Annotated in this window: 23 protein-coding genes; 10 read left to right on the top strand and 13 right to left on the bottom strand. The window is 69.5% G+C overall.

Annotated features, from left to right (window positions below):
* Positions 1–20: 20 nt before the first annotated feature.
* The 3 genes from AKG07_RS11270 to AKG07_RS11260 are packed head-to-tail and all read right to left on the bottom strand — an operon-like array spanning position 21 to position 3,204.
* Positions 21–1,193, bottom strand: coding sequence for a benzoate/H(+) symporter BenE family transporter (locus AKG07_RS11270; protein WP_053098031.1), 1,173 nt, complete (start codon positions 1,191–1,193; stop codon positions 21–23).
* Positions 1,194–1,219: 26 nt separating this feature from the next.
* Positions 1,220–1,918, bottom strand: coding sequence for a response regulator (locus tag AKG07_RS11265; RefSeq protein WP_053098030.1), 699 nt, complete (start codon positions 1,916–1,918; stop codon positions 1,220–1,222).
* Positions 1,915–3,204, bottom strand: a complete 1,290-nt coding sequence (locus AKG07_RS11260) for a sensor histidine kinase (protein ID WP_053098029.1) — start codon at positions 3,202–3,204, stop codon at positions 1,915–1,917. The genes AKG07_RS11265 and AKG07_RS11260 overlap by 4 nt, the downstream gene beginning before the upstream one ends.
* A 103-nt stretch (positions 3,205–3,307) precedes the next feature.
* On the opposite strand from AKG07_RS11260, the gene AKG07_RS11255 reads away from it, so the two are divergent.
* From AKG07_RS11255 to AKG07_RS11240, 4 genes are read left to right on the top strand one after another with little or no spacing between them, the layout of a single operon-like run.
* Positions 3,308–4,486 carry an MFS transporter gene (locus tag AKG07_RS11255; RefSeq protein WP_053099272.1) on the top strand — a complete coding sequence of 393 codons (1,179 nt, stop codon included), beginning with the start codon at positions 3,308–3,310 and terminating at the stop codon, positions 4,484–4,486.
* A 31-nt stretch (positions 4,487–4,517) separates the two neighbouring features.
* Entirely contained in the window at positions 4,518–4,922 is a 405-nt protein-coding gene (locus tag AKG07_RS11250) for a VOC family protein (RefSeq protein WP_053098028.1), read from the top strand.
* Positions 4,919–5,230 (top strand): winged helix-turn-helix transcriptional regulator, encoded by a 312-nt coding sequence (locus tag AKG07_RS11245; RefSeq protein ID WP_053098027.1) that lies wholly within the window; start codon positions 4,919–4,921, stop codon positions 5,228–5,230. The genes AKG07_RS11250 and AKG07_RS11245 overlap by 4 nt, the downstream gene beginning before the upstream one ends.
* A gap of 34 nt (positions 5,231–5,264) precedes the next feature.
* Positions 5,265–5,891, top strand: a complete 627-nt coding sequence (locus AKG07_RS11240; RefSeq protein ID WP_053098026.1) for a dihydrofolate reductase family protein — start codon at positions 5,265–5,267, stop codon at positions 5,889–5,891.
* A gap of 156 nt (positions 5,892–6,047) precedes the next feature.
* On the opposite strand, the gene AKG07_RS11235 is transcribed toward AKG07_RS11240, so the two are convergent.
* Positions 6,048–6,863, bottom strand: coding sequence for a Cof-type HAD-IIB family hydrolase (locus AKG07_RS11235; RefSeq protein ID WP_053098025.1), 816 nt, complete (start codon positions 6,861–6,863; stop codon positions 6,048–6,050).
* Positions 6,864–6,867: 4 nt separating this feature from the next.
* Positions 6,868–7,713 (bottom strand): exodeoxyribonuclease III, encoded by an 846-nt coding sequence (locus AKG07_RS11230; RefSeq protein ID WP_053098024.1) that lies wholly within the window; start codon positions 7,711–7,713, stop codon positions 6,868–6,870.
* 37 nt (positions 7,714–7,750) lie between these two features.
* On the opposite strand from AKG07_RS11230, the gene pyrE reads away from it, so the two are divergent.
* Both pyrE and AKG07_RS11220 read left to right on the top strand, forming a co-directional pair.
* The gene (pyrE, locus tag AKG07_RS11225; protein WP_053098023.1) at positions 7,751–8,311 is read left to right on the top strand and encodes an orotate phosphoribosyltransferase; all 561 of its coding nucleotides are present in this window, start codon (positions 7,751–7,753) and stop codon (positions 8,309–8,311) included.
* Positions 8,308–9,291 (top strand): ROK family protein, encoded by a 984-nt coding sequence (locus AKG07_RS11220; protein WP_082297909.1) that lies wholly within the window; start codon positions 8,308–8,310, stop codon positions 9,289–9,291. Before pyrE ends, AKG07_RS11220 begins: the two co-directional genes overlap by 4 nt.
* Here the strand turns inward: AKG07_RS11220 and AKG07_RS11215 are convergent.
* Positions 9,230–9,646 (bottom strand): hypothetical protein, encoded by a 417-nt coding sequence (locus AKG07_RS11215; RefSeq protein WP_053098022.1) that lies wholly within the window; start codon positions 9,644–9,646, stop codon positions 9,230–9,232. The two genes, AKG07_RS11220 and AKG07_RS11215, sit on opposite strands and share 62 nt — an antisense overlap.
* A gap of 201 nt (positions 9,647–9,847) precedes the next feature.
* Here AKG07_RS11215 and AKG07_RS11210 point away from each other — a divergent pair, with 201 nt between their 5' ends.
* Positions 9,848–11,005 (top strand): anhydro-N-acetylmuramic acid kinase, encoded by a 1,158-nt coding sequence (locus AKG07_RS11210; RefSeq protein WP_053098021.1) that lies wholly within the window; start codon positions 9,848–9,850, stop codon positions 11,003–11,005.
* 17 nt (positions 11,006–11,022) lie between these two features.
* On the opposite strand, the gene AKG07_RS17880 is transcribed toward AKG07_RS11210, so the two are convergent.
* Genes AKG07_RS17880 through AKG07_RS11190 form a run of 5 tightly spaced genes read right to left on the bottom strand, consistent with a single transcriptional unit; the run spans position 11,023 to position 13,572 of the window.
* Positions 11,023–11,190 (bottom strand): hypothetical protein, encoded by a 168-nt coding sequence (locus AKG07_RS17880; RefSeq protein ID WP_171821950.1) that lies wholly within the window; start codon positions 11,188–11,190, stop codon positions 11,023–11,025.
* Positions 11,187–11,756 (bottom strand): YdeI/OmpD-associated family protein, encoded by a 570-nt coding sequence (locus AKG07_RS11205; protein WP_053098020.1) that lies wholly within the window; start codon positions 11,754–11,756, stop codon positions 11,187–11,189. The genes AKG07_RS17880 and AKG07_RS11205 overlap by 4 nt, the downstream gene beginning before the upstream one ends.
* A gap of 1 nt (position 11,757) precedes the next feature.
* A complete protein-coding gene (locus tag AKG07_RS11200; protein ID WP_053098019.1) occupies positions 11,758–12,567 on the bottom strand; it encodes an HAD-IIA family hydrolase in 810 nt (269 codons plus the stop codon).
* Positions 12,568–12,622: 55 nt separating this feature from the next.
* Positions 12,623–13,255, bottom strand: coding sequence for a metal-dependent transcriptional regulator (locus tag AKG07_RS11195; protein ID WP_053098018.1), 633 nt, complete (start codon positions 13,253–13,255; stop codon positions 12,623–12,625).
* A 14-nt stretch (positions 13,256–13,269) separates the two neighbouring features.
* Positions 13,270–13,572, bottom strand: coding sequence for a hypothetical protein (locus tag AKG07_RS11190; RefSeq protein ID WP_053098017.1), 303 nt, complete (start codon positions 13,570–13,572; stop codon positions 13,270–13,272).
* Positions 13,573–13,730: 158 nt separating this feature from the next.
* Here AKG07_RS11190 and AKG07_RS11185 point away from each other — a divergent pair, with 158 nt between their 5' ends.
* Positions 13,731–16,292, top strand: a complete 2,562-nt coding sequence (locus AKG07_RS11185; protein WP_053099271.1) for a rhamnogalacturonan lyase — start codon at positions 13,731–13,733, stop codon at positions 16,290–16,292.
* 99 nt (positions 16,293–16,391) lie between these two features.
* Here AKG07_RS11185 and AKG07_RS11180 read toward each other — a convergent pair whose 3' ends face one another.
* A complete protein-coding gene (locus AKG07_RS11180) occupies positions 16,392–17,681 on the bottom strand; it encodes an Nramp family divalent metal transporter (protein WP_053098016.1) in 1,290 nt (429 codons plus the stop codon).
* Between the two features lie 69 nt (positions 17,682–17,750).
* Between AKG07_RS11180 and AKG07_RS11175 the strand changes: the two genes are divergently transcribed.
* Entirely contained in the window at positions 17,751–18,410 is a 660-nt protein-coding gene (locus AKG07_RS11175; protein WP_053098015.1) for a TrmH family RNA methyltransferase, read from the top strand.
* A 71-nt stretch (positions 18,411–18,481) separates the two neighbouring features.
* A complete protein-coding gene (locus tag AKG07_RS11170; protein ID WP_053098014.1) occupies positions 18,482–18,949 on the top strand; it encodes a VOC family protein in 468 nt (155 codons plus the stop codon).
* A gap of 74 nt (positions 18,950–19,023) precedes the next feature.
* On the opposite strand, the gene AKG07_RS11165 is transcribed toward AKG07_RS11170, so the two are convergent.
* Positions 19,024–20,343 (bottom strand): MATE family efflux transporter, encoded by a 1,320-nt coding sequence (locus AKG07_RS11165; RefSeq protein ID WP_053098013.1) that lies wholly within the window; start codon positions 20,341–20,343, stop codon positions 19,024–19,026.
* Between the last annotated feature and the right edge of the window lie 49 nt (positions 20,344–20,392).

Here is a 20,392-nt window from a genome sequence, read left to right as displayed (position 1 = left end):
CGAGCGCCTTCTCCGCAGCGTCAGCGACGGCCGGCGTGCAGAGCGGTGCGCACGAGGAGTCCGGCCACGAGAGCCCAGAATGCGGCGCTGACGCCCAGCACCGCGATGCCGGATGCCGCCACCAGGAAGGTCACCACGGCGGGGATGCGCTCGCCGGGGTCGTCGATCGCCTGCTGCACCGACGACCCGAAGGCGGCGAACAGCGCGAGCCCCGCGACAGCCGGGATGACTGCGTCGGGAGCGAGCAGCACCAGTGCGGCGAACGCTGCCGAGAAGCCGCCGAGCACGAGGTACGAGACGCCGGTCGAGACACCGGCGACCCACCGGCGCCGTGGGTCGGGATCGGCGTCGGGTGAAGCGGCGAGGGCCGCGCTGATCGCCGCGAGGTTGATCGCATGGCCGCCTGCCGTCGCGCCGATCGCGGTGCCGACACCCGTGACGAGCATCGCCGGACGCCAGGGGACCTCGTAGCCGAAGCTGCGCATGATGGCGATGCCCGGCACGTTCTGCGAGGCCATCGTCACGATGAACAGCGGCAGCGCCACCCCGACCAGAGCGCCGACCGTGAATGTGGGGGCGGTCAGCTCGATCCGGGGGACGAGGAGTCCGGCATCCACTGCCGTGCTCTCCTGCACCAACGAGACGGCCACCACGACTGCTGCCGCGACGAAGGCGAGCGGCACGGCCCACCGCGGCGCGAGACGCGCGAAGACCAACCACGTGATCACCACGGGAACCACGCCCCACGGATTCGCCACGAGTCCGGTGATCGGTGCGAGACAGAGGGGCAGGAGCACTCCGGCGAGCATGGCCTGCGCGATGGACGGAGGGATGCGGGCGATCAGGGTGCCGAGAGCGGGCCACAGCGCCGTGAGCAGGATGAGCGCGGCCGTGACGAGGAACGCGCCGACGGCTGCCGACCATCCGCCGTCGACTGCTCCGGTGGCGGCGAGGAGGGCGGCGCCGGGAGTCGACCAGGCGACGGTGATCGGCATCCGATATCGCCAGGCGAGGACGACGCAGGCGAGCCCCATCGTGAGGCTGACCGCGAGCAGCCCGCTGGCGGCCTGCTCGGGGGTCGCTCCGACGGCGCTGAGGCCCGTGAGCACCACGGCGAACGAGCTCGTGAACCCGACCAGCGCGGTGACCACCCCGGCCAGGATCGGTCGGGAGAGGGGCGCGGCGGTCGGCATGCGTCAGAGGCTATCGCGTGTCGAGGTCACGCCAATCCCATCCGGTGCGCGAGGACGACGGCCTGCACGCGGTCGCGCGCGCCGAGCTTCTGCAGGATGCGCGACACGTGCGTCTTCACCGTCGCCTCTCCGATGAACAGGGCGCTCGCGATCTCGGCGTTGCTGCGCGCATCGGCCAGCAGCACGAGCACCTCCGCCTCACGGTCGGTGAGCGGGTCGGCGAGCACGGTCGCTGCGACCTGCGACGGCACGGAGGCGGATGCCGGTGCGGATGCCGGTCCGGGGGCCGTCGTGAACCGAGCCAGTACGCGTCGTGTGACCTCGGGTGCCAGCATCCCGTCGCCCGCGGCGAGGGCCCGCACCGCGGCGATGAGATCCTCGGCGCCGGCGTTCTTGAGCAGGAAGCCACTCGCACCGGCGTCCAGCGCCTGATAGAGGTAGTCGTCGCGATCGAACGTCGTGACGATCGCGATGGCCGCGCCGACCTCCGGGTCGGCGACGATCCGCCGAGTGGCCTCGATGCCGTCCATGTCGGGCATCTGCACGTCCATCGTGATGACGTCGGGGCGCAGAGCGGATGCCTGCGCCACGGCGTCGGCGCCGGTCGCCGCCTCGCCGACCACCGTGATGTCGGGTTGCGTGTCGAGGATCGTCCGGAATCCGGCTCGCAGCATCGCGTGATCGTCGACGAGCAGAACGCGGATGGGTGCGTCGGACCCGCTCATGAGGAGACACCCGTCTCGATCGGCGACGCGGCCTGCGCGCCGCCGGCGCCGGTCAGCGGAACTCGAGCCCGCACCCGCAGACCTCCCGCCGCGCGAGGAGCGACGTCGAGCGTGCCACCGGATGCCGCGGCGCGCTCGCGCATGCCCAGCTGACCGAGTCCGGGGCGAAGCACGGCCACGGCGCGACCGGTGTTGACGATCTCGACCTCGACCCCGTCATCGTCGTAGCGCACGCGCACATCGGCGGTCGCGCCGACGCCGGCATGACGCCGGGCATTCGTGAGCGACTCCTGGGTGATGCGATACAGGTTCACGGACACGACCGAGGGCACGGGCCTCGGGGTGCCGATCACCGCATAGTCGGTGGGCAGTCCCGCCTCCGACGACGCGTCGACCAACGAGCGGATGTCGTCGAGCGTCACGGTCGACGCGGCATCCGCCGTCTCGCCGCCGGGTGTGCGAAGCGTCTCGAGCAACTGCCGCAGCTCGTGGATCGCATCGCGCGCGGAGTCCTCGATGCCGCTGAGGATGCTCGTGGTCTTCGCAGGGTCCTGATCGATCACGAGACGAGCGGCGCCCGCCTGCACGCCCATGACCGACACGTGATGGGCGACCACGTCATGCAGCTCTCGGGCGATGCGCACGCGGTCGAGGGCGACGGCCTGCGCCGCGGTCACCTCGCGCTCCTGCTCGAGTTCGGCCGTGCGCTGCTCGAGCACCGCGCGTTCGCGTGCGGCGTGCCAGGAGCGCTCGCCGAAGTAGTAGGCGCCGCCGAAGTACAGCACGTTCAGCAGCAGCTGGATGAGCATGAACGCGAGGTACGGAGACAGGAGTCCCGCCGCGACCTCGGCCTTCGCCGCCTCTTCGATGGCTTCGCGGTACATCGTGATGATCAGCCAGACGAACATACCCAGGATAATGCCGATGCGCACGATCATCGCGGCCCGGCGGTTGTTCATCCAGGCGCCGACCGTATACAGCGACACGAACATGGCGATGTTGCCGACATAGATCTCGGGCACCTGGAACGAGATGGCGAGGAAGTATGCCAGCGACACGGCGATCGCGACCGGGGCCGGCCAGCGCCGACGCACCGCCAGCGGTGCGGTGACCGCGACCGCGTAGACGAGAGCCGTCCACGGTTCTGCCCGGGTGTCGCCGTAGATGTCGGCCACGGTCGAGAGAGCGGCGCTGAGGACGGCGCCCACGAACATGACCGCCGCGAGCACGAGGTCGCTGCGCTGCTCGCGGACGCTGGGGATGCGGGTGAACGGCGCTGCAGACATCCTCTTACCGTAGAGCCGGGGCGGATGCGGCGGCATCCCCCGCACGGGGGATCGTGGCGGGGCCGTGGTGACGTGCAGACACGCGATCCTGCGAGAATCGAGCGTGACCTCGACTCCGCACACCGCGAAGCCCCGCCTCGCCCCGCTCTACCTCGCCGGATTCACCACCGCTTTCGGGGCCCACGGCATCGCGGCGGCGCTGGGCGCGGAGACCGAGGACATCGGGTGGACGCTGCTCGCGTTCGGGCTCACCCTCGCGCTCTACGACCTCGCCGAGGTGCTGCTCAAGCCGCTGTTCGGCGCGCTGAGCGACCGGGTGGGCGTGCGCCCTGTCATCATCGGCGGCCTCCTCGCGTTCTCGGCGTTCTCGGTCGTCGGCGCCGTGGTTCCCGGCATGCTCGGACTCGTCATCGGTCGATTCGGGCAGGGTGCGGCGGCATCAGCCTTCTCGCCGTCGTCGTCGGCTGCCGTCGCCCGGCTCACCGACGATGCCACCCGCGGGAAGTACTTCGGTCGCTACGGCTCGTGGAAGAGTCTTGGCTACGCGCTCGGTCCGCTGATCGGCGCCGTGCTCGTGGTCTGGGGCGGCCTGCCCGCGCTGTTCTGGGCGCTCGCCGTGCTCGGTCTCGGCGCTGCACTGTGGGTCGCTGCAGCGGTGCCACGGGTCGCCGTGCTGCCCCGCAAGCGAGTCACGCTCGTCGATCTCGGTCGAGAGCTGATCGCGCCCGGATTCCTCGTCCCGACCCTGGTGCTGGCGGCGACGACCGGCGCCCTGGCGGTCGCCGTCGGATTCCTCCCGCTGCTCGGGCGGCAGGCCGGGCTCGACATCGTCTGGAGCATGGCCATCGTGACCGTGCTCGCGATCGCGTCGAGCGTGGCTCAGCCGTTCGTGGGCGCCGCGCATGACCGCGGCCGCATCTCGGTGCGCACAGGCGCCGTCGGTGGCCTGGCGCTGATCGCGGCCGGCATCGCGCTCGCCGCGGTCACACAGACTCCGGCCGCGCTCGTCGTCACCGCGCTGCTGGTCGGCATCGGCGTCGGGGTCGCGACGCCGATCGCGTTCTCGCACCTGGCCGCATCGACCCCGCCGGAGCGGATGGGCCGCACGATGGGCAGCGCCGAACTCGGACGCGAGCTGGGAGATGCGGGTGGTCCTCTCGTGGCGGGCGCCGTGGCGACGGCATCCGTCCCCGGCGTCGGTCTCGCGGCGGTGGCCGCGCTCACGGCCGGAGCCGGAGTGCTCGCGCTGGTGGGATTGCGGCGGGACCGCAGAAGCTCTTGACGCGTCACTTGTATTTTGCAAGTGTTGGCGCATGAGCCTCTTCATCACCTGCCCCGTCGAGAGCGTCGACCGGGCCACCGCGTTCTACACCGCTCTCGGCTGGACCCTCAACGCCGAGATGTCCGATCACAATGTGTCGTGCTTCATGATCGCGCCCGAGCAGTACGTGATGCTCGGCAGCCGCGAGATGTATGCGAGCGTCGGCGGCACGGAAGACGTGATCGGCGGCCCTGACACCCCCTCGAAGGTCACTGTCTCGTTCGACCTCGACAGTCGTGAGGCGGTCGACGAGCTCGTCGACCGCGCGGCTGCCGCCGGCGGTCGGATCGGCGACACCGACGACTACCCCTTCATGTATCAGCGCCAGTTCGACGATCCGGACGGCTATCACTACTCGCCGTTCTGGATGAAGCCGGACGCCGATCCGGGCGCGTGAGCGACCTCGCCGCAGCCCTCGACGTCGTCGGTGCCCGCTGGGCCCTGCTCATCATCGAGAAGCTGCTCGACGGGCCGCAGAGATACGGCGATCTGCAGCGTGAGCTCGGAGCTCCGACGAACATCCTCGCGACACGTCTGCGCGAGCTCGAAGCGGCCGGAGTGCTGCGGCGACTGCCCCTGCGGCACAACACGCGCGCCTATGCCCTCACCGAGCGAGGCGTCGCATTGCGGGAGGCGATCGAGGCTCTCGGCCGCTGGGGCGCGGAGGTGCCGGCACCCGCCGAGCAGAACGAGCGCATACTGTGAACATCGCCGCCCTCTCGTGCGAAGGAGCACTCTGATGACCGGACGCATTCTGATCGACCTCTTCATGACCCTCGACGGCGTCGCGCAAGGGCCGGGCGGCATCGACGAGGATCCGTCCGGAGGCTTCGAGTTCAGCGGTTGGCAGGCAGGGTATCCGTCGTCGGGGATGGGGCCCCAGGTGCAGCGGGGGATGCAGGGACTCGATGCGCTGCTGCTCGGGCGCCGCACGTACGACATCTTCGCCGCGTACTGGCCGCATCACACCGACGGTCCGTCGGGGGAGATCGGCAGGCTCTTCGATCGGGTCCCGAAGTATGTGGCGACACGGGATGCCGACCTCGATCTGTCATGGAAGGGCAGCGAGCGCGTCGGTGACGATCTCGCCGCGGAGATCGCCGCGATGCGCGAGCGACACGACGAGGTGCACGTGATCGGCAGCATGGACCTCGCGCACTCGCTGCTGGCCGAGGGTCTGTTCGACGAGCTCAACCTGTGGGTCTACCCGATCCTTCTGGGCACGGGCAAGAAGGTCTTCGACGACGGCGCCGAGCCGGCGGTGCTGCGACTGCTCGAGCCGCCGGTCGCCGACGACAGCGGAGTGATGCTGCTGCGCTACGGACGGACGGATCGGGTGCCCGAGGTCGGCACCTTCGAGGACTGAAACGGTATATCGCCCGCTTCTTCCCTCCTGCGTGGCGATCCGATAGCTTCAACTCAACGCGGCCACTCGTGCGTCGTCGGCGCGTGCGCAGCTGACGGCGTTGGCGACGAGGACCCGGTGACTTCTGCGGAAGGGGCCGGGTTCTCACTGTCCTGCTCAGCGGGCGCCGAGCACCCGCTCGATCACCCTCGCCACCCCGTCGTCGTCGTTCGAGGTGGCCGTCTCATCCGCGGCGTCCTGCACGACGTCCGTCGCGTCGGCCATCGCGACGCCGTGGCCGGCCCAGCGCAGCATCTCGACATCGTTGAGGGCGTCGCCGAAAGCGATCACATCGCGGCGGTCGATCTCGAGGTGCTCGCAGAGGCGCGCGAGCCCGGTGGCTTTGGTCACGCCCTCGGCCATGACCTCGACGAACGGGGCGCCTGAGAGCGTCGCCTCGAAACCGGTCAGCCCGAGGTCGCGCAGCGCGTCGAACAACGCCGTCGGGGCGAGTTCTGGGTGCCGGATCACGAGCTTGAGGCTGGGTGCGGCCAGCACATGATCGGGTTCGACGCCGCCCATCGTGCGTGGATCGCGTTTGTGGTCGGCGAGATCGGCGATCTCGGCATAGCCGTGCTGCGCGACGAACGTCTCGCCGCCCTCACGCACGCTCGCGAACAGCAGTCCGGGGATGCTGGCGCGCAGCGCCTCGGCCAGGGTGCGGATCGTCTCTGCCGGAAGCTCTTCCGCGAACAGCATCCGTCCGTCGACGAGATGTGTCGCGTAGGCGCCGTTGCTGCACAGCGCCCAGCCGTCGAAGCCCGCGCCGTCCGCGAGCGCGCGTAGACCTATCGGCTGACGAGCGGTCACCGGGACGACGTGGATGCCACGGGCGCGCGCCGCGTCGAGGGCCGCGCGGGTGCGCCGCGTGACCGATGACGAGGAGTCGAGCAGTGTCCCGTCGAGATCGGTCGCGATCAGGCGGACGGTCACAGTCTCAGGAGAAGATCATCGGCAGGTCGTCGTCTTCCTCGGCCCCGCCGAGGTCGAACTCGACGACCACGGGGACGTGGTCACTGGGCTGCTCGCCCTTGCGCTCTTCGCGGTGGATCGACGCCCCGGTGACCGCCTCGGCGAGTGTCCTCGAGCCGAGGATGAAGTCGATGCGGATGCCCTCGTTGCGAGGGAACTTCAGACGCTGGTAGTCCCAGTAGGTGTAGCCCTCGGGAAGCAGTGGGCGGACGACGTCGGTCAGACCCGCGTCGGCGAGAGCGAAGAAGGCCTGACGCTCCTGCGGCGAGACGTGCGTCGAGACGCCCTCGACGATGTCGGGGTCGCCGTTGTCGGCGTCGAACGGGATGATGTTGAAGTCGCCCACCAGAGCGAGCGGCAGTTCGGGGTTCGCCGAGAGCTCTGCCGCCGTGGACTTCTTCAACTCCTCGAGCCAGTGCAGCTTGTAGGCGTAGTGCGGGTCGTCGAGCGAGCGGCCGTTCGGCACGTACAGGCTCCACACGCGCACACCGTCGACGAGCACGCCGAGCGCACGTGCTTCGAGCGGTGCATCCGGTCCCTCGTGTCCCTTGGCGAAGCCCGGCATGCCGTCGAAAGACGTGCGGACGTCGGTGGTCGGCAGGCGGCTGGCGATCGCGACGCCGTTCCATTGATTCAGGCCGTGGACCTCGACGTGGTAGCCGGCCTCTTCGAACGGCCCGTAGGGGAACTGCTCGGGTTTGCACTTGATCTCCTGCATCGCCAGCACGTCGATGTCCTCTCGGACGGCGAACTCGACGGTGCGGGTGACACGGGTGCGGATGGAGTTGACGTTCCAGGTAGCCAAGCGCATGCGTCAAGCCTAGGCCTTGCCTCCTACACTGGATGCCGTGACCGCACTCGACGCAGACCGCCAGACCCTTCTCGACCTGATCAAGGACGAGGCGGTGTTCCACGGAGACTTCACGCTCTCGAGCGGCAAGAAGGCGACGTACTACGTCGACATGCGCAAGCTCACGCTCGACCACCGCGCGGCACCGGCGATCGGTCGCATCATGCTCGACCTCATCGGCGACCTCGACGTCGTGGCAGTCGGCGGCCTGACCCTCGGCGCCGACCCCATCGCGAACTCGGTGCTGCACGCCTCGGTCGCCGCCGACAAGCCGCTCGACGCGTTCGTCGTGCGCAAGGAGCCGAAGGACCACGGCCGCGGTCGCCAGATCGAGGGTGCAGACGTCGCCGGCAAGCGCGTCGTCGTGCTCGAAGACACCTCGACCACCGGGCAGTCCGCGCTCAAGGCCGTCGAGGCGCTGCGCAAGGAAGGGGCCGAGATCGTCGCCGTCGCCGTGATCGTCGACCGCAAGACGGGCGCCCAGGCCGCGATCGAAGCCGAGGGCCTCGAATGGCGTGCCGCCTTCGACCTCGACGACCTCGGACTCGACCCCCAGTGACCCGCTACGCGCTGGCCGTCGACGTCGGCGGCACGAAGATGGAGGCCGCGCTCGTGGACGAGCACGGTGTGCTCGTCGGCGGCAGCCGCTCGCGACAGGCGACCGGGCGCCAGGCGACGCTCGAGTCGCTGAACGACGCGGTGATCTCGATCGTGACCCACGCTCTGGCCGCTGTGCCGGCGGATGCCGACCTCGTGGGCGCCGGTGCCGGAAGCGCCGGACCCATCGACCGTGCCGCCGGAGCGATCATGCCGGTGAACATGCCGCTCGCGCGGGGCTTCGGTCTTGCGGAGTCGGTGCGCTCGGCGGCATCCGCTGCGCTCGGCCGCGAGGTTCCGACCGTCCTCGGCCATGACGGTGGCGCGCTCGCCCTGGCGGAATCCTGGCTCGGCGCCACGCAGGATGCCGGCGCCTCGCTGTCGATCGTCGTCTCGACCGGCGTCGGCGGAGGGTTCGTCGTCAACGGCGCGTACATTCCCGGAGCCACCGGCAATGCCGGGCATCTCGGACAGGTGCGTCGCGAAGGCGGGCTCACCCTCGAGGAGATCGCCTCGGGGCCCGCGAGCGCCGCCTGGGCTCAGCAACAGGGCTGGACCGGAGCCACCGGCGAGGACCTGGCTCGGGATGCCGCCGCGGGCGACGCCGTCGCCCGCGCGGCCATCGAGCGGTCGGCGAAGGCGGTCGGAGAAGCGCTCGCGGATGCCGCGACCCTCGTCGACCTCGACATGGTCGCGATCGGCGGCGGGTTCTCTCGCGTGTCCGCCGACTACATCGACCTCGTGCAGCAGGCGCTCACGGCCAGTGCCGCGCACGAGTACTCGCGGCGTACCCGGGTCGTGCGCTCGGGACTCGGCGACGAGGGGCCGCTCATCGGCGCCGCGGCGCTCGTCCTACGCGGACCTGTCGGTCACCGGGGAATCAGCGCCCCGCGACGATCAGGTGACGCTGCGGCCCTTCGAGTCGGGCCACCGCGACCTTGAGTTCGGTGACGTCGGCGGCGACTCCGTCGATGCGTGCGGTGAGTTTCTCTTCGACTCCGTCGATGCGTGCGGTGAGTTTCTGTTCGACTCCGTCGATGCGTGCGGTGAGTTTCTGTTCGACGCCGTCGATGCGTGCGGTGAGTTTCTCTTCGACGCCGTCGATGCGTGCCGTGAGCCTCTGTTCCACTCCGTCGATACGCGCACCGAGCGACGTCTCGACGCCGACGAGATCGGTGCGGAGGGAGTCGGATCGGCGGATGCACCAGGCGAAGCCCGCGAACATGGTGCCGCCCAGAGCCAGCAGGAGGCCGACGGCGCTGATGACGATCGTGATGATCTCGGCGGACACGAACATGCTCCCATTCTGGGGGTGGCGGGTGGGGTCTCGCAGAATGCTACGCGGGCGACGACCGGGGCCGTCGGCGGTGCGGGTCATCCTTCGGGCACAGGGGAGAACGCGGTCCAGAAGATGATCGTGCAGAAAAGATCGATGCTTTCCGTTCGCCCCCCTAACAAAACCGGCCTACGCTCGTAGCAGGCGACGGAAGGAACACGCATGCGCGTACTCGGACTGCTCTCGGGCACCTCACACGACGGCATCGACGTCACGGTCGTGGACTTCGCAGAGAGCGACGGAGCGCTGCGCGGCACGGTGCTGCACGAAGACAGCGTGCCGTACGTCCCCGACCTGCGGGCCCGACTCGTCGCGGCGCTGCCTCCGGCGCCCACGACGTTCGCCGAGGTCTGCGAGCTCGACACCCTGATCGGCCAGGCCTTCGCCGAGGTCGCCGCCACGGCATCCGACGTCGTCGGGGGAGTGGATGCCGTGTGCACGCACGGCCAGACCGTCTTCCACTGGGTCGCCGACGGCCACGCGCTCGGCACCCTGCAGATCGGGCAGCCGGCGTGGATCGCCGAGCGGGTCGGCGCACCCGTGGTGTCGGACGTGCGCATCCGTGACATCACTGCGGGCGGCCACGGTGCACCGCTCGTGTCGTTCCTCGATGAGCTGCTGCTGCGCGGTCGGGCGGGAGTCTCGGCGGCGGTGAACCTCGGCGGCATCGCGAACGTGACCGTGGTCGGTCCCGACGGTCTGTCGGCCTACGACATCGGCCCGGCGAATGCACTGGTCGACGCGGTGGTCGTCGCCGAGGGGCTGAACGACCGAGGCTACGACGCGGATGCCGCGATCGCTCGCACCGGCACCGTCGACGACGTGCTGCTCGCCGAGCTGCTCGCCGACCCGTACTACGCCCTGCCCGCGCCCAAGAGCACGGGCAAGGAGCATTTTCACCTCGACTATGTGCGTGCGCACGTCGACCGCATGCGACCCGGCATCGCGCCGGCCGACCTGATCCGCACGCTCACCGAGCTCACGGTCCGCACCGTCGCACACGACATCCGCACCGCCGGCATCCGCTTCCTGGCTGTCTCGGGTGGCGGGTGCCACAACCCGCTCATCATGCAGGGGCTGCGTGAGGCGCTCCCCGACATCGAGGTGGTGCTCGCCGACGAGCTCGGCGCCCCGGTCGACAGCAAGGAGGCGATCCTGTTCGCGCTGATCGGATGGTGCACGTTGCATGGCGTCGCGGCCGTGACGCCCGGCGGCACCGGAGCGCGGGAAGCCCGAATCCTCGGCACCATCACACCCGGTGCGGGTCCGCTGCGGATGCCGGAGCCCGTGGATAGAGTGCGCAGCCTGACGCTGCGCTGATCGAGGGATCGGGGCGCTCAGCGCTTGCGGTCGTCGTCGTCCCAGGGGCCTTCCCACCAGCCGGCGCGCCCATCGCCCCCGCCGCCTCCGCGGCGTCGGGAGCGGAAGAACTGCACCACCCACACGGTCAGCGTGCTGAGGAGGATCAGGAAGATCACCAGGAACAGCAGGTCGGACTGGTTCATGGGCGTTTCCCCTCCGCGGCATCCGCCACGATCTTGGCGATCCGAGCGGACCGCGTCTCGGCACGCTTCGCCATCGCGATGTGCGTCAGGCCGAACTTCTTGACCGACTTCGGAAAGGCGTCCCAATGGGCCCGCGCGGCGGGCAGGGCATCCAGCGCCTCCGTCAGTTCGGGCGGCTCGATCCCGGCTTCCGGGCCGTCGAGCAAGGTCCACGACCCGTCCGCCTTCGCGGACTCGAGTACGCGGATGCCGGCCGGTGCGAGCTGTCCGGCGGCCTCGAGGTCGATCAGTCTCGCCTTGTTCGTCGCTGCCCATCCGCTGCCGCGTCGTCGGGGTGAGAACCACTGGCCCACCGTCTGGTCGTCGAAGGTGCGCACCGGACCGTCGATCCATCCGAAGCACAGAGCCTGACGCACGGCATCGTCGTATCCGACACCTCCGGCCCGGTTGCCGCGAACGCTCAGCAGCCAGACTCCCGCGATGCGCTCATGATGCTCCTCGAGCCAGGCGCGCCACGCGGACGCATCCGCTGCGACGACCCGCTCTCCTTCGTCGAGCGCGCCCACGTCAGTCCTCGTCGAGCGTCGGAATCGACTCGGTGACGGTGGGCAGCAGGTCGGCGACCGAGTCGACGATCTCGTCGGGCCGGAACGGATACTTCTCGACCTCGGCCTCGTCGCTGATGCCGGTCATCACGAGCACGGTGTGCAGCCCCGCCTCGATGCCGGCGATGATGTCGGTGTCCATCCGGTCGCCGATCATGCCGGTCTTCTTCGAGTGCGCGCCGATCTTGTTGAGCGCCGAGCGGAACATCATCGGATTCGGCTTGCCGACGACATACGGCTCCTTGCCCGTCGCCTTGGTGATGAGCGCCGCGATCGCGCCGGTCGCCGGCATGACTCCGTCGGCCGAGGGGCCCGTCGCATCGGGGTTCGTCACGATGAAGCGCGCGCCCTTGATGATGAGTCGGATCGCCTTGGTGATCGCCTCGAACGAGTAGTTGCGAGTCTCGCCGACGACCACGAAGTCGGGATTCGTCTCGGTCATGATGAACCCGGCCTCGTGCAGGGCCGTGAGGATGCCCGCCTCGCCGATCACGAAGGCTGAACCGCCCGGCAGCTGCTGCGCGAGGAAGTCCGCGGTGGCCAGCGCCGAGGTCCAGATCCGCTCCTCGGGCACGACGAGTCCGCTGGCGCGGAGGCGGGCCGACAGGTCTCGTGCCGTGAAGATCGAGTTGTTCGTCAGCACGAGGTACGGGATGTCGTTCTGCTCCCACCCGGCGAGCAGCTCGGACGCGCCGGGAATGGCGTCGTTCTCATGCACGAGCACGCCGTCCATGTCGGTCAGCCAGCATTCGATGTTGTCGCGGTGTGCCATGAGCACAGCTTATGGGGCGGCGATTACGGGCAGGTGTCAGGTTGTGGCGAGGCTGTCAGGCGCTGAGCCAGACCACCTCTGCGGCGCCGTCAGGAAGCGTCGTCTCGACGCCGTCGAGCTCGATGCCCCGGTCCGTGGTCGTGATGCTCGCCGCGACGGCGACGCCAGCCGCCTCGAGGGCGCGCAGCAGCTCGGGGTCGCGGTCGTCGACGCGCAGCACGCGGCCGACGTGACCCACCGGCGCGTCGGCGAGAAGGATGAAGGGCTCGCGTTCGACGACGCCCGCGGCATCCGGGATCGCGTCGCCGTGCGGGTCGAATCGTGGCCGGCCGAGGCGTGCGTCGATGCCCTCGAGAAGGCGGTCGCTGATCGTGTGCTCGAGCACTTCGGCCTCGTCGTGCACCTCGTCCCAGCCGTAGTCGAACTCCTGCACCAGCCAGGTCTCGATCAGGCGGTGGCGTCGCACCATGGCCAGGGCGCGCTGCGTGCCGGCATCGGTCAGCCGAACGGCGCCGTAGGGCACGTGCGAGACGAGGCCCGCGGCGGCGAGCTTCTTGACCATCTCGGTCACCGAAGACGGAGCGATGCCGAGCTTCGCCGCGAGCACCGACGGGGTGATCGGCGCGTCCTGCCACTCGGTGTGCGCGTAGACGGTCTTCAGGTAGTCGTCTGCTGCGGGGGATGCCACTCGTCCAGCCTAGATCAGGGGTTCGCGACGTCGACGAGGATGCCGAAGGCGACCTGGCCGGCGAAGAACACGATGAGGAAGCCCAGCAGAGCGGCGAAGAGCGAGAGGCGTCCGTCGAACCCTTCGATCTCGGCGATGCCGATCTTGCGGGCGCGGAAGGCCAGCACCAGCGTCGCGATGCCCAGCGCCAGCTGCACCCACGGGCCGCCGAACGGAAGCACGGTCGGGAAGGCGACGAGGAGGCCTCCGATCACGCCGGTCGCGATGCCGGTCCACGTGAGGATGCGGACGGTGCGGCGCGCGGGTTCGGCAGACATCCTTCGAGCCTAATCGCCTGGCGAGGGCGCCGTGGACGCTGTGAATCGTGTCAATCGGGCCCGATTCCTTGACGCGAGAGGAGCGCGGCGGGTAGCTTCGACCGGGCACGGGAAAACGCTATCCGAGCGGGCTGCAGGCCCAGAGATGGATTTCGATGATGAACATCCGACACCGATCATTCCGCGCCGTCGTGGCGCTGGCCGCCGCCGGCTGCCTCGTCGCGGGTGGTGCGCAGAGCGCGGCAGCGGCGTCACCCGCAGCCCCGGCCGCGGGTCGCCACGATCACGGCACCCCGGCACCGCAACTCGAGTCGCTCGACCGCGGACTCGTCGCCGTCTCGACCGCCGAGGGCGTCTTCCTCAGTTGGCGACTCCTTGCGACCGAGACGACGGGCGCGACCGAGACCGGCCTCGCCGGCCCCGACTTCGCCGTCTATCGCGACGGGGCGAAGGTCGCCACGGTCACCGACAGCACGAACTACGCGGATGCCGGCGGCTCCGCCACCTCGGAGTACTCCGTCGTCCCGATCGTGAGCGGCATCGAGCTGACGGCATCCGCGTCGGCATCCGTCACCGCCTGGGCCGACGGTCACCACGACCTGCCCCTGCAGAAGCCGGCCGACGGGGTGACGCCGAAGGGCGAGGCCTACACCTACTCGGCGAACGATGTCTCGGTCGGCGACGTCGACGGCGACGGGCAGTACGAGTACGTCGTGAAGTGGGACCCCTCGAACTCGAAGGACGTCTCGCAGCGCGGCTACACCGGGCCGGTCTATCTCGACACCTACGAGCTCGACGGAACGCTGCTGAATCGCCTGGACCTCGGCGTGAACATCCGCGCCGGAGCGCACTACACGCAGTTCCTCGTCTACGACTTCGACGGCGACGGCCGGTCCGAGACCATGCTGAAGACGGCGCCCGGCACGAAGTCGGTGCAGTATGCCGACGACGGCTCGGTCGCGAGCGAGTCGTACATCACTCTCCCCAAGGACGACCGCAAGGCCGGGTACTCGAACGACGACGACTATCGCCTGAGCGCCGCGGACTACGAGCAGCGTCTGGTCGAGATGTTCCTCGGGTGGAGTGACCGCGAGGAGGTCGTGTCGGGCCAGTGGCCGGCCACTCTCGAAGAGGCGTGGGGCATGCCCGTGACGCACGACTACCCGCTCTCGCCGGAGGCCGCGCAGGAACTGGCGACCACCTTCATCGACGTGTACGCGCCGAGCCGCAGCGCGCGCAACCTGCTGCGGGAGTTCGAGGGCTTCATCGTCGACGGACCCGAGTACCTCACGGTCTTCGACAGCGCGACCGGCAAGGAGCTGCAGACCATCCCGTATCCGACCGAGCGAGGAGACGACGGACTGCTGTGGGGTGACTACGCGATGTCGCGCATCGAGCCGGCGAACCGCGTCGACCGCTTCCTCGCCGGCGTCGGATACCTCGACGGGCAGCATCCGTCGGCCGTCTTCGCTCGCGGGTACTACACGCGCACGACCGTCACGGCCTTCGACTGGGACGGCAAGCGCCTCACGGAGCGGTGGGGCGTCGACAGCGGCCACGTGCCGATGACGAACCCGTTCAACGACTCCCCGCACGGCCGGGACGGCACCGACCCCGAGTTCGGCACGATCACGACGCAGGGCGATCACTCGCTGAGCTTCGCCGACGTGGATGCTGACGGTAAGCAGGAGCTTGTCTACGGATCGGCGACGATCGACGACGACGGCAGCCTGCTGTACAGCTCGTTCGACGTGCTCCCCGAGGGAAGCGCCGACCCCGGGGCGACCGTGCGCCTGGGCCATGGCGACGCCATGCACGTGACCGATATCGACCCCAGCCGCCCCGGCCTCGAGATCTGGACGGCCCACGAGGGTGCGACGAGCGCACCGTACGGGTCGGTGATGCGTGATGCCGCGGCGGGAGAGTCCCTGTTCGGGGCGTACTCGGGTCGCGACACCGGTCGCGCCATGATCGGCGACGTGCGTCCCGACGTGCCGGGTATCGAGGTGTGGTCGAGCATGCCAGGCGGCACCGAGGGCAGCGGACTCCTGAGCGCGACCGGCGAGGTGCTGCAGCCGGAGACGCCAGGCACCAACATGTCGATCCGCTGGGCGGGCGACCTGACGACGCAGCTCGTGAACGGCAGCGGCGCCCAGACGCCGACCATCGACGACTGGACCCGCGGGACGCTCGTCACCGCGACCGGAACGCTCACGAACAACGGCACGAAAGGCAACCCGTCGCTCGTCGCCGATGTGCTGGGGGACTGGCGTGAGGAGCTGCTCGTGCGCACCGCGGACTCGAGCGCGCTGCGGTTCTTCACGACGACCGAGTCGACGGCGCACAAGCTCACGACCCTGATGCACGACGTGCAGTACCGGGCCGAGACCGCGCGTCAGCAGACCACCTACAACCAGCCCGCGTACACCTCGTACTACCTGGCGAGCGACATCGACTGGTCGCAGGTGCCGGTGGTGACAGCGCCGACGACTCCGAAGGCTCCGACCTTCACCGACAAGCCGGGCACCTCCCGCGACGAGGTGAAGGTGCCGAAGAACGTGACAGGCATCAGCTACTACGTCAACGGCGAGAAGGTCGAGGCGCGGGGCGGCAAGGTGAAGGTGACGGGAGAGGTGACCGTCGTCGCCGTCCCCGAGCCCGGATGGCGCATCGCCGACGGCGCGACCTCGCAGTGGACCGAGACTCTCCGCTCTCGCTGACGGCGCGGTGACAGGACGCCGCCCCGAGTCGACTCTTCCCGTGCCGGCTCGGGGCGGTTCTGCGCGCAAGGGTCGTGCTGCGCGCGCGAGGCCGGTCGCTCAGGCGCCCGTCAGCACCAACCAGAGCAGGGCGCCATTGAGCGCGATGAGCAGAACGGATGCCACGATGCCCGCCGCCGTCGTCCAGGTGCGATTCGCCCAGACGCCGAGCGTGCGACGCTGCGCGGTGAGCGCGACGAGGGGGATCAGCGCGAACGGGATGCCGAATGAGAGGACGACCTGGCTGAGCACCAGCGCCAGCGTGGGATCGAAGCCGATGCCGAGGATCACCAGCGCGGGGATCAGGGTCACGAGTCGACGCGCGAGAAGCGGGATGCGCACGTGCAACAGGCCGTGCATGATCTCCGCTCCCGCGTAGGCACCGACGGATGTCGAGGCGAGACCGGAGGCCAGCAGCCCGACCGCGAAGAAGGTCGCGACGACAGGCCCGAGTCCCGCGGCGAGCGCGGCATGGGCGCCTTCGAGCGAATCCGTCCCCTCGACACCTGCCAGGTTGGCGGCCGCGAGTAGCAGGATGCCGAGGTTGACGGTGCCCGCGATCACCATCGCGATCGAGACGTCCCAGCGGGTCCCCGTGAGCAGGCGACGGATGCGCGAGGTCTCGGTTCGCGCAGTCTCCGTCGGCCCGTGCGCCGCGGCGGCACCGAACCGATCGCGAGTGAGCGAGGAGTGCGCGTAGATCGCGTGCGGCATGATCGTCGCGCCGAGGATGGAGGCGGCGAGGAGCACCGATCCGGTGCCCTCGAAACGGGGCACCAGGCCACCGACGATGCTCGCGGCATCCGGCGGTGCGATGAAGAGCCCGGCGACGAAGCCGACCGCGATGATCACCATGAGCCCGATGATCACGAACTCGAAGGGCCGAGCGCCGCGGCGGCTCTGCACCGTCAGCAGGACCATCGACACGGCGCCGGTGATGATCCCTCCGAGCAGCAGCGGGATGTCGAACAGAAGGTAGAGGGCGACCGCGCCGCCGATGACCTCGGCCAGATCTGTCGCCATCGCGACGAGCTCGGCCTGCAGCCAGTAGGCCCGACGGGCCCACGGCCTCGTGAGGCGCGCACCCAGCACCTCGGGGAGACTCTGCCCCGTGACGACGCCGAGCTTCGCCGACAGGTACTGGATCAGCCAGGCCATCACGTTGCCCGCCACCACGACCCAGACCAGCAGGTACCCATACTGCGCGCCGGCGGTCATGTTGCTCGCGACGTTGCCCGGATCGAGATACGCGACACCGGCGACCAGCGCGGGTCCGAGGAGCCAGAGGCTGCGGGGCGCGGTGGCGCGGGTGGGCGTCGGCCCCTTCTCGACGACAGCATTTTTCGGCATGCCGAAATCGTAGCGGATATTTCGGCGTACCTAAATCTCTGTTGCGGATGCGCCGGATAGCCTGGCTGGATGGATGAGCAGGCGCCCGCGGATGCAGCGGAGACAGGCGGATCGTCGGCCCAGCCCGGATACGGGGTCGGACCCTGGCCCGGCGGCGAGGTCGAGTGGCCTGCGGGGGAGCAGTACGACCCCGAGCTGCTGGCCGTCGGAGACACGCGCAACGTGATCGATCGCTACCGCTACTGGCGGATGGACGCGATCGTCGCCGACCTCGACACCAAGCGGCATCCGTTCCACGTGGCCATCGAGAACTGGCAGCACGACATGAACATCGGCTCGATCGTGCGCAGCGCCAACGCGTTCCTCGCCGACACCGTGCACATCATCGGCCGGCGCCGGTGGAACAAGCGGGGCGCCATGGTCACCGACCGCTATCAGCACGTCGTGCACCATGAGGACGTCGAGGCCTTCACCGCCTGGGCGACCGCCGAAGGCCTGCCGATCGTCGCCGTCGACAACGTCGAGGGCGCAGTGCCCGTCGACCGCGCGGATCTGCCGCAGAGCTGCGTGCTGCTGTTCGGTCAGGAGGGACCGGGTCTCTCGGATGCCGCGCTCGCCGCGGCATCCGCCCACATCGAGATCACGCAGTACGGCTCGACCCGGTCGATCAACGCGAGCGCGGCCGCCGCGGTGATCATGTACGAGTGGTGCCGGAGGCATGCGGGCTGACGGCGGCGTCGGACCCTCTCGACACGATGCCTGCTCGGGCGTAGCGTGAGTGCCGATCTGAGGAGGTCGACATGGCAGCGATCAGTTCCATCCGCCCGTTTCTCTGGTTCGACGGGCGGGCGCAGGAGGCGATGGAGTACTACGTCTCGGTGTTCCCGAACTCGTCGATCGACCAGGTGGTCCTGTACCCCGACGAATCGCTCGATCGACATTTCGAGGGCATGAGCGGCAAGGTCCTCAACGGCGACTTCACCCTGAACGGCTCGCCGTTCGGCTGCCTCGACGGAGGCCCCGAGTTCGCGTTCAACGAGTCGATCTCCTTCGTGATCGGGTGCGAGGATCAGGCCGAGATCGACCACTACTGGCAAGCCCTCTCGGCCGTGCCGGACTCGGAGGCCTGCGGCTGGTGCAAGGACAGGTTCGGAGTGAGCTGGCAGGTCGTGCCGGCCGGTCTGGATCTGCTCCAGCAGAGGCCAGAGCAGATTCAGGCGCTCATGCACATGAAGAAGATCGTGATCGCCGAGCTCGAGAACGCCTGATCCCTCGCGGCGTCCTCAGTTCCCGAGATTCCGGGATACGTGTAGACGTCCGGAGTCGCAGCGATCGTGCAGTGCTAGACGCCGGCGGTGACCCAGCGACCCGAGCGCACGCGCCAGCCGAGAGTGCCCAGCCGAGCGAGCAAGTAGATGCCGAAGAAGGCGATGGCGAGCCAGATGAGGCCCGCTGACGCATCGACTCCGCTCGCGGCGATGATCCAGAGTGCCGGCAGGAACGGCACGAGATTGATCCCGCCGGCGATCGCGAGGTAGCGCGCGTCGTTCGCCCCCATCAACACTCCGTCGAGCACGAACACCACCCCGGCGATCGGCTGCGCGAGCGCGAGGATCAGCAGCGCCGGCTGCACGAGCGCCGCGATCTCGGCGTCGCCGGTGAACACGATCCCGAGGACTCCGGAGAGTGCAGCGATGACAGCCCCGACCACGACGCCGAACCACGCGCCCCAGGCCACGGTGCGTTTCAGCACCCGATGCACCTGTCGCTCGTCGCCGGCACCGAGCTCTTTGCCGATCAGCGCCTGTGCGGCGATCGCCAGCGCGTCGAGCGCGAATGCCGCCGCCGAGAAGATCGTGAAGACGATCTGCCATCCGGCGAGCTCCTCGGTGCCGATGCCGGTGGCGACGGCGACCGTCGCGAGCAGAGCGACGCGCAGGCTCACGGTGCGCAGGAACAGCCAGCCGCCCGAGCGCGCTGTGCTGCCCATGCCGTCCCGTCGGGCTTTCAACGATGCGTCGTGCCTCGCCGCGAGCCGCCGGATCACGAGGACGTATGCGCCGACCATGCCCCACTGGGCGACGACCGTGCCGGCCGCCGAGCCGGCGATGCCCCAGCCCAGCCCGTAGATGAACACCACGTTGAGCAGCGCGTTGGCCCCGAACCCGAGGCCGGCGATCCACAGGGGAGTCATGGTGTCCTGCATCCCGCGCAGCAGCCCGGTCGCGGCGAACACGATGAGCATGGCCGGGAGCCCCCACATCGAGACGACGAGATAGGCGTTGGCATCGGCGGCCACGGCGTCGCTCGCGCCGAACAGCGAGACCAGCCAGGGGGAGGATGCCGCGCCTGCGGCGGCGAGCACGGCCCCGATCGCGAGGGCGAGCCACATGCCGTTGATCCCGACCGAGACGGCCTCGCCCGGTCTGCCGGCGCCGAACAGTCGGGCCACCGCCGGGGTCGTCGAGTAGGCGAGGAAGACCATGAGTCCGACGATCGTCTGCAGCACCGCACCCGCGATGCCCAGGCCCGCGAGCGGCGTCGTGCCGAGATGTCCGACCAGCGCCGCGTCGACGATGAGGAACGCCGGTTCTGCGATCAGGGCGCCGAGCGCGGGGACGGCGAGGCGCAGGATCTCGCGGTTGAGAGTGCGCTCGGTCATCCTCCGAGCCTATGGGCTGGCGCGGACAGCAGGCGGTGCAGCACGCCCG

Source organism: Microbacterium sp. CGR1, from assembly GCF_001266755.1.
In the GTDB taxonomy this organism is placed as follows: Bacteria; Actinomycetota; Actinomycetes; order Actinomycetales; family Microbacteriaceae; genus Microbacterium.
Note: the sequence above shows the minus strand (reverse complement) of the source record. Positions and strands in the feature narration are given on the sequence as shown.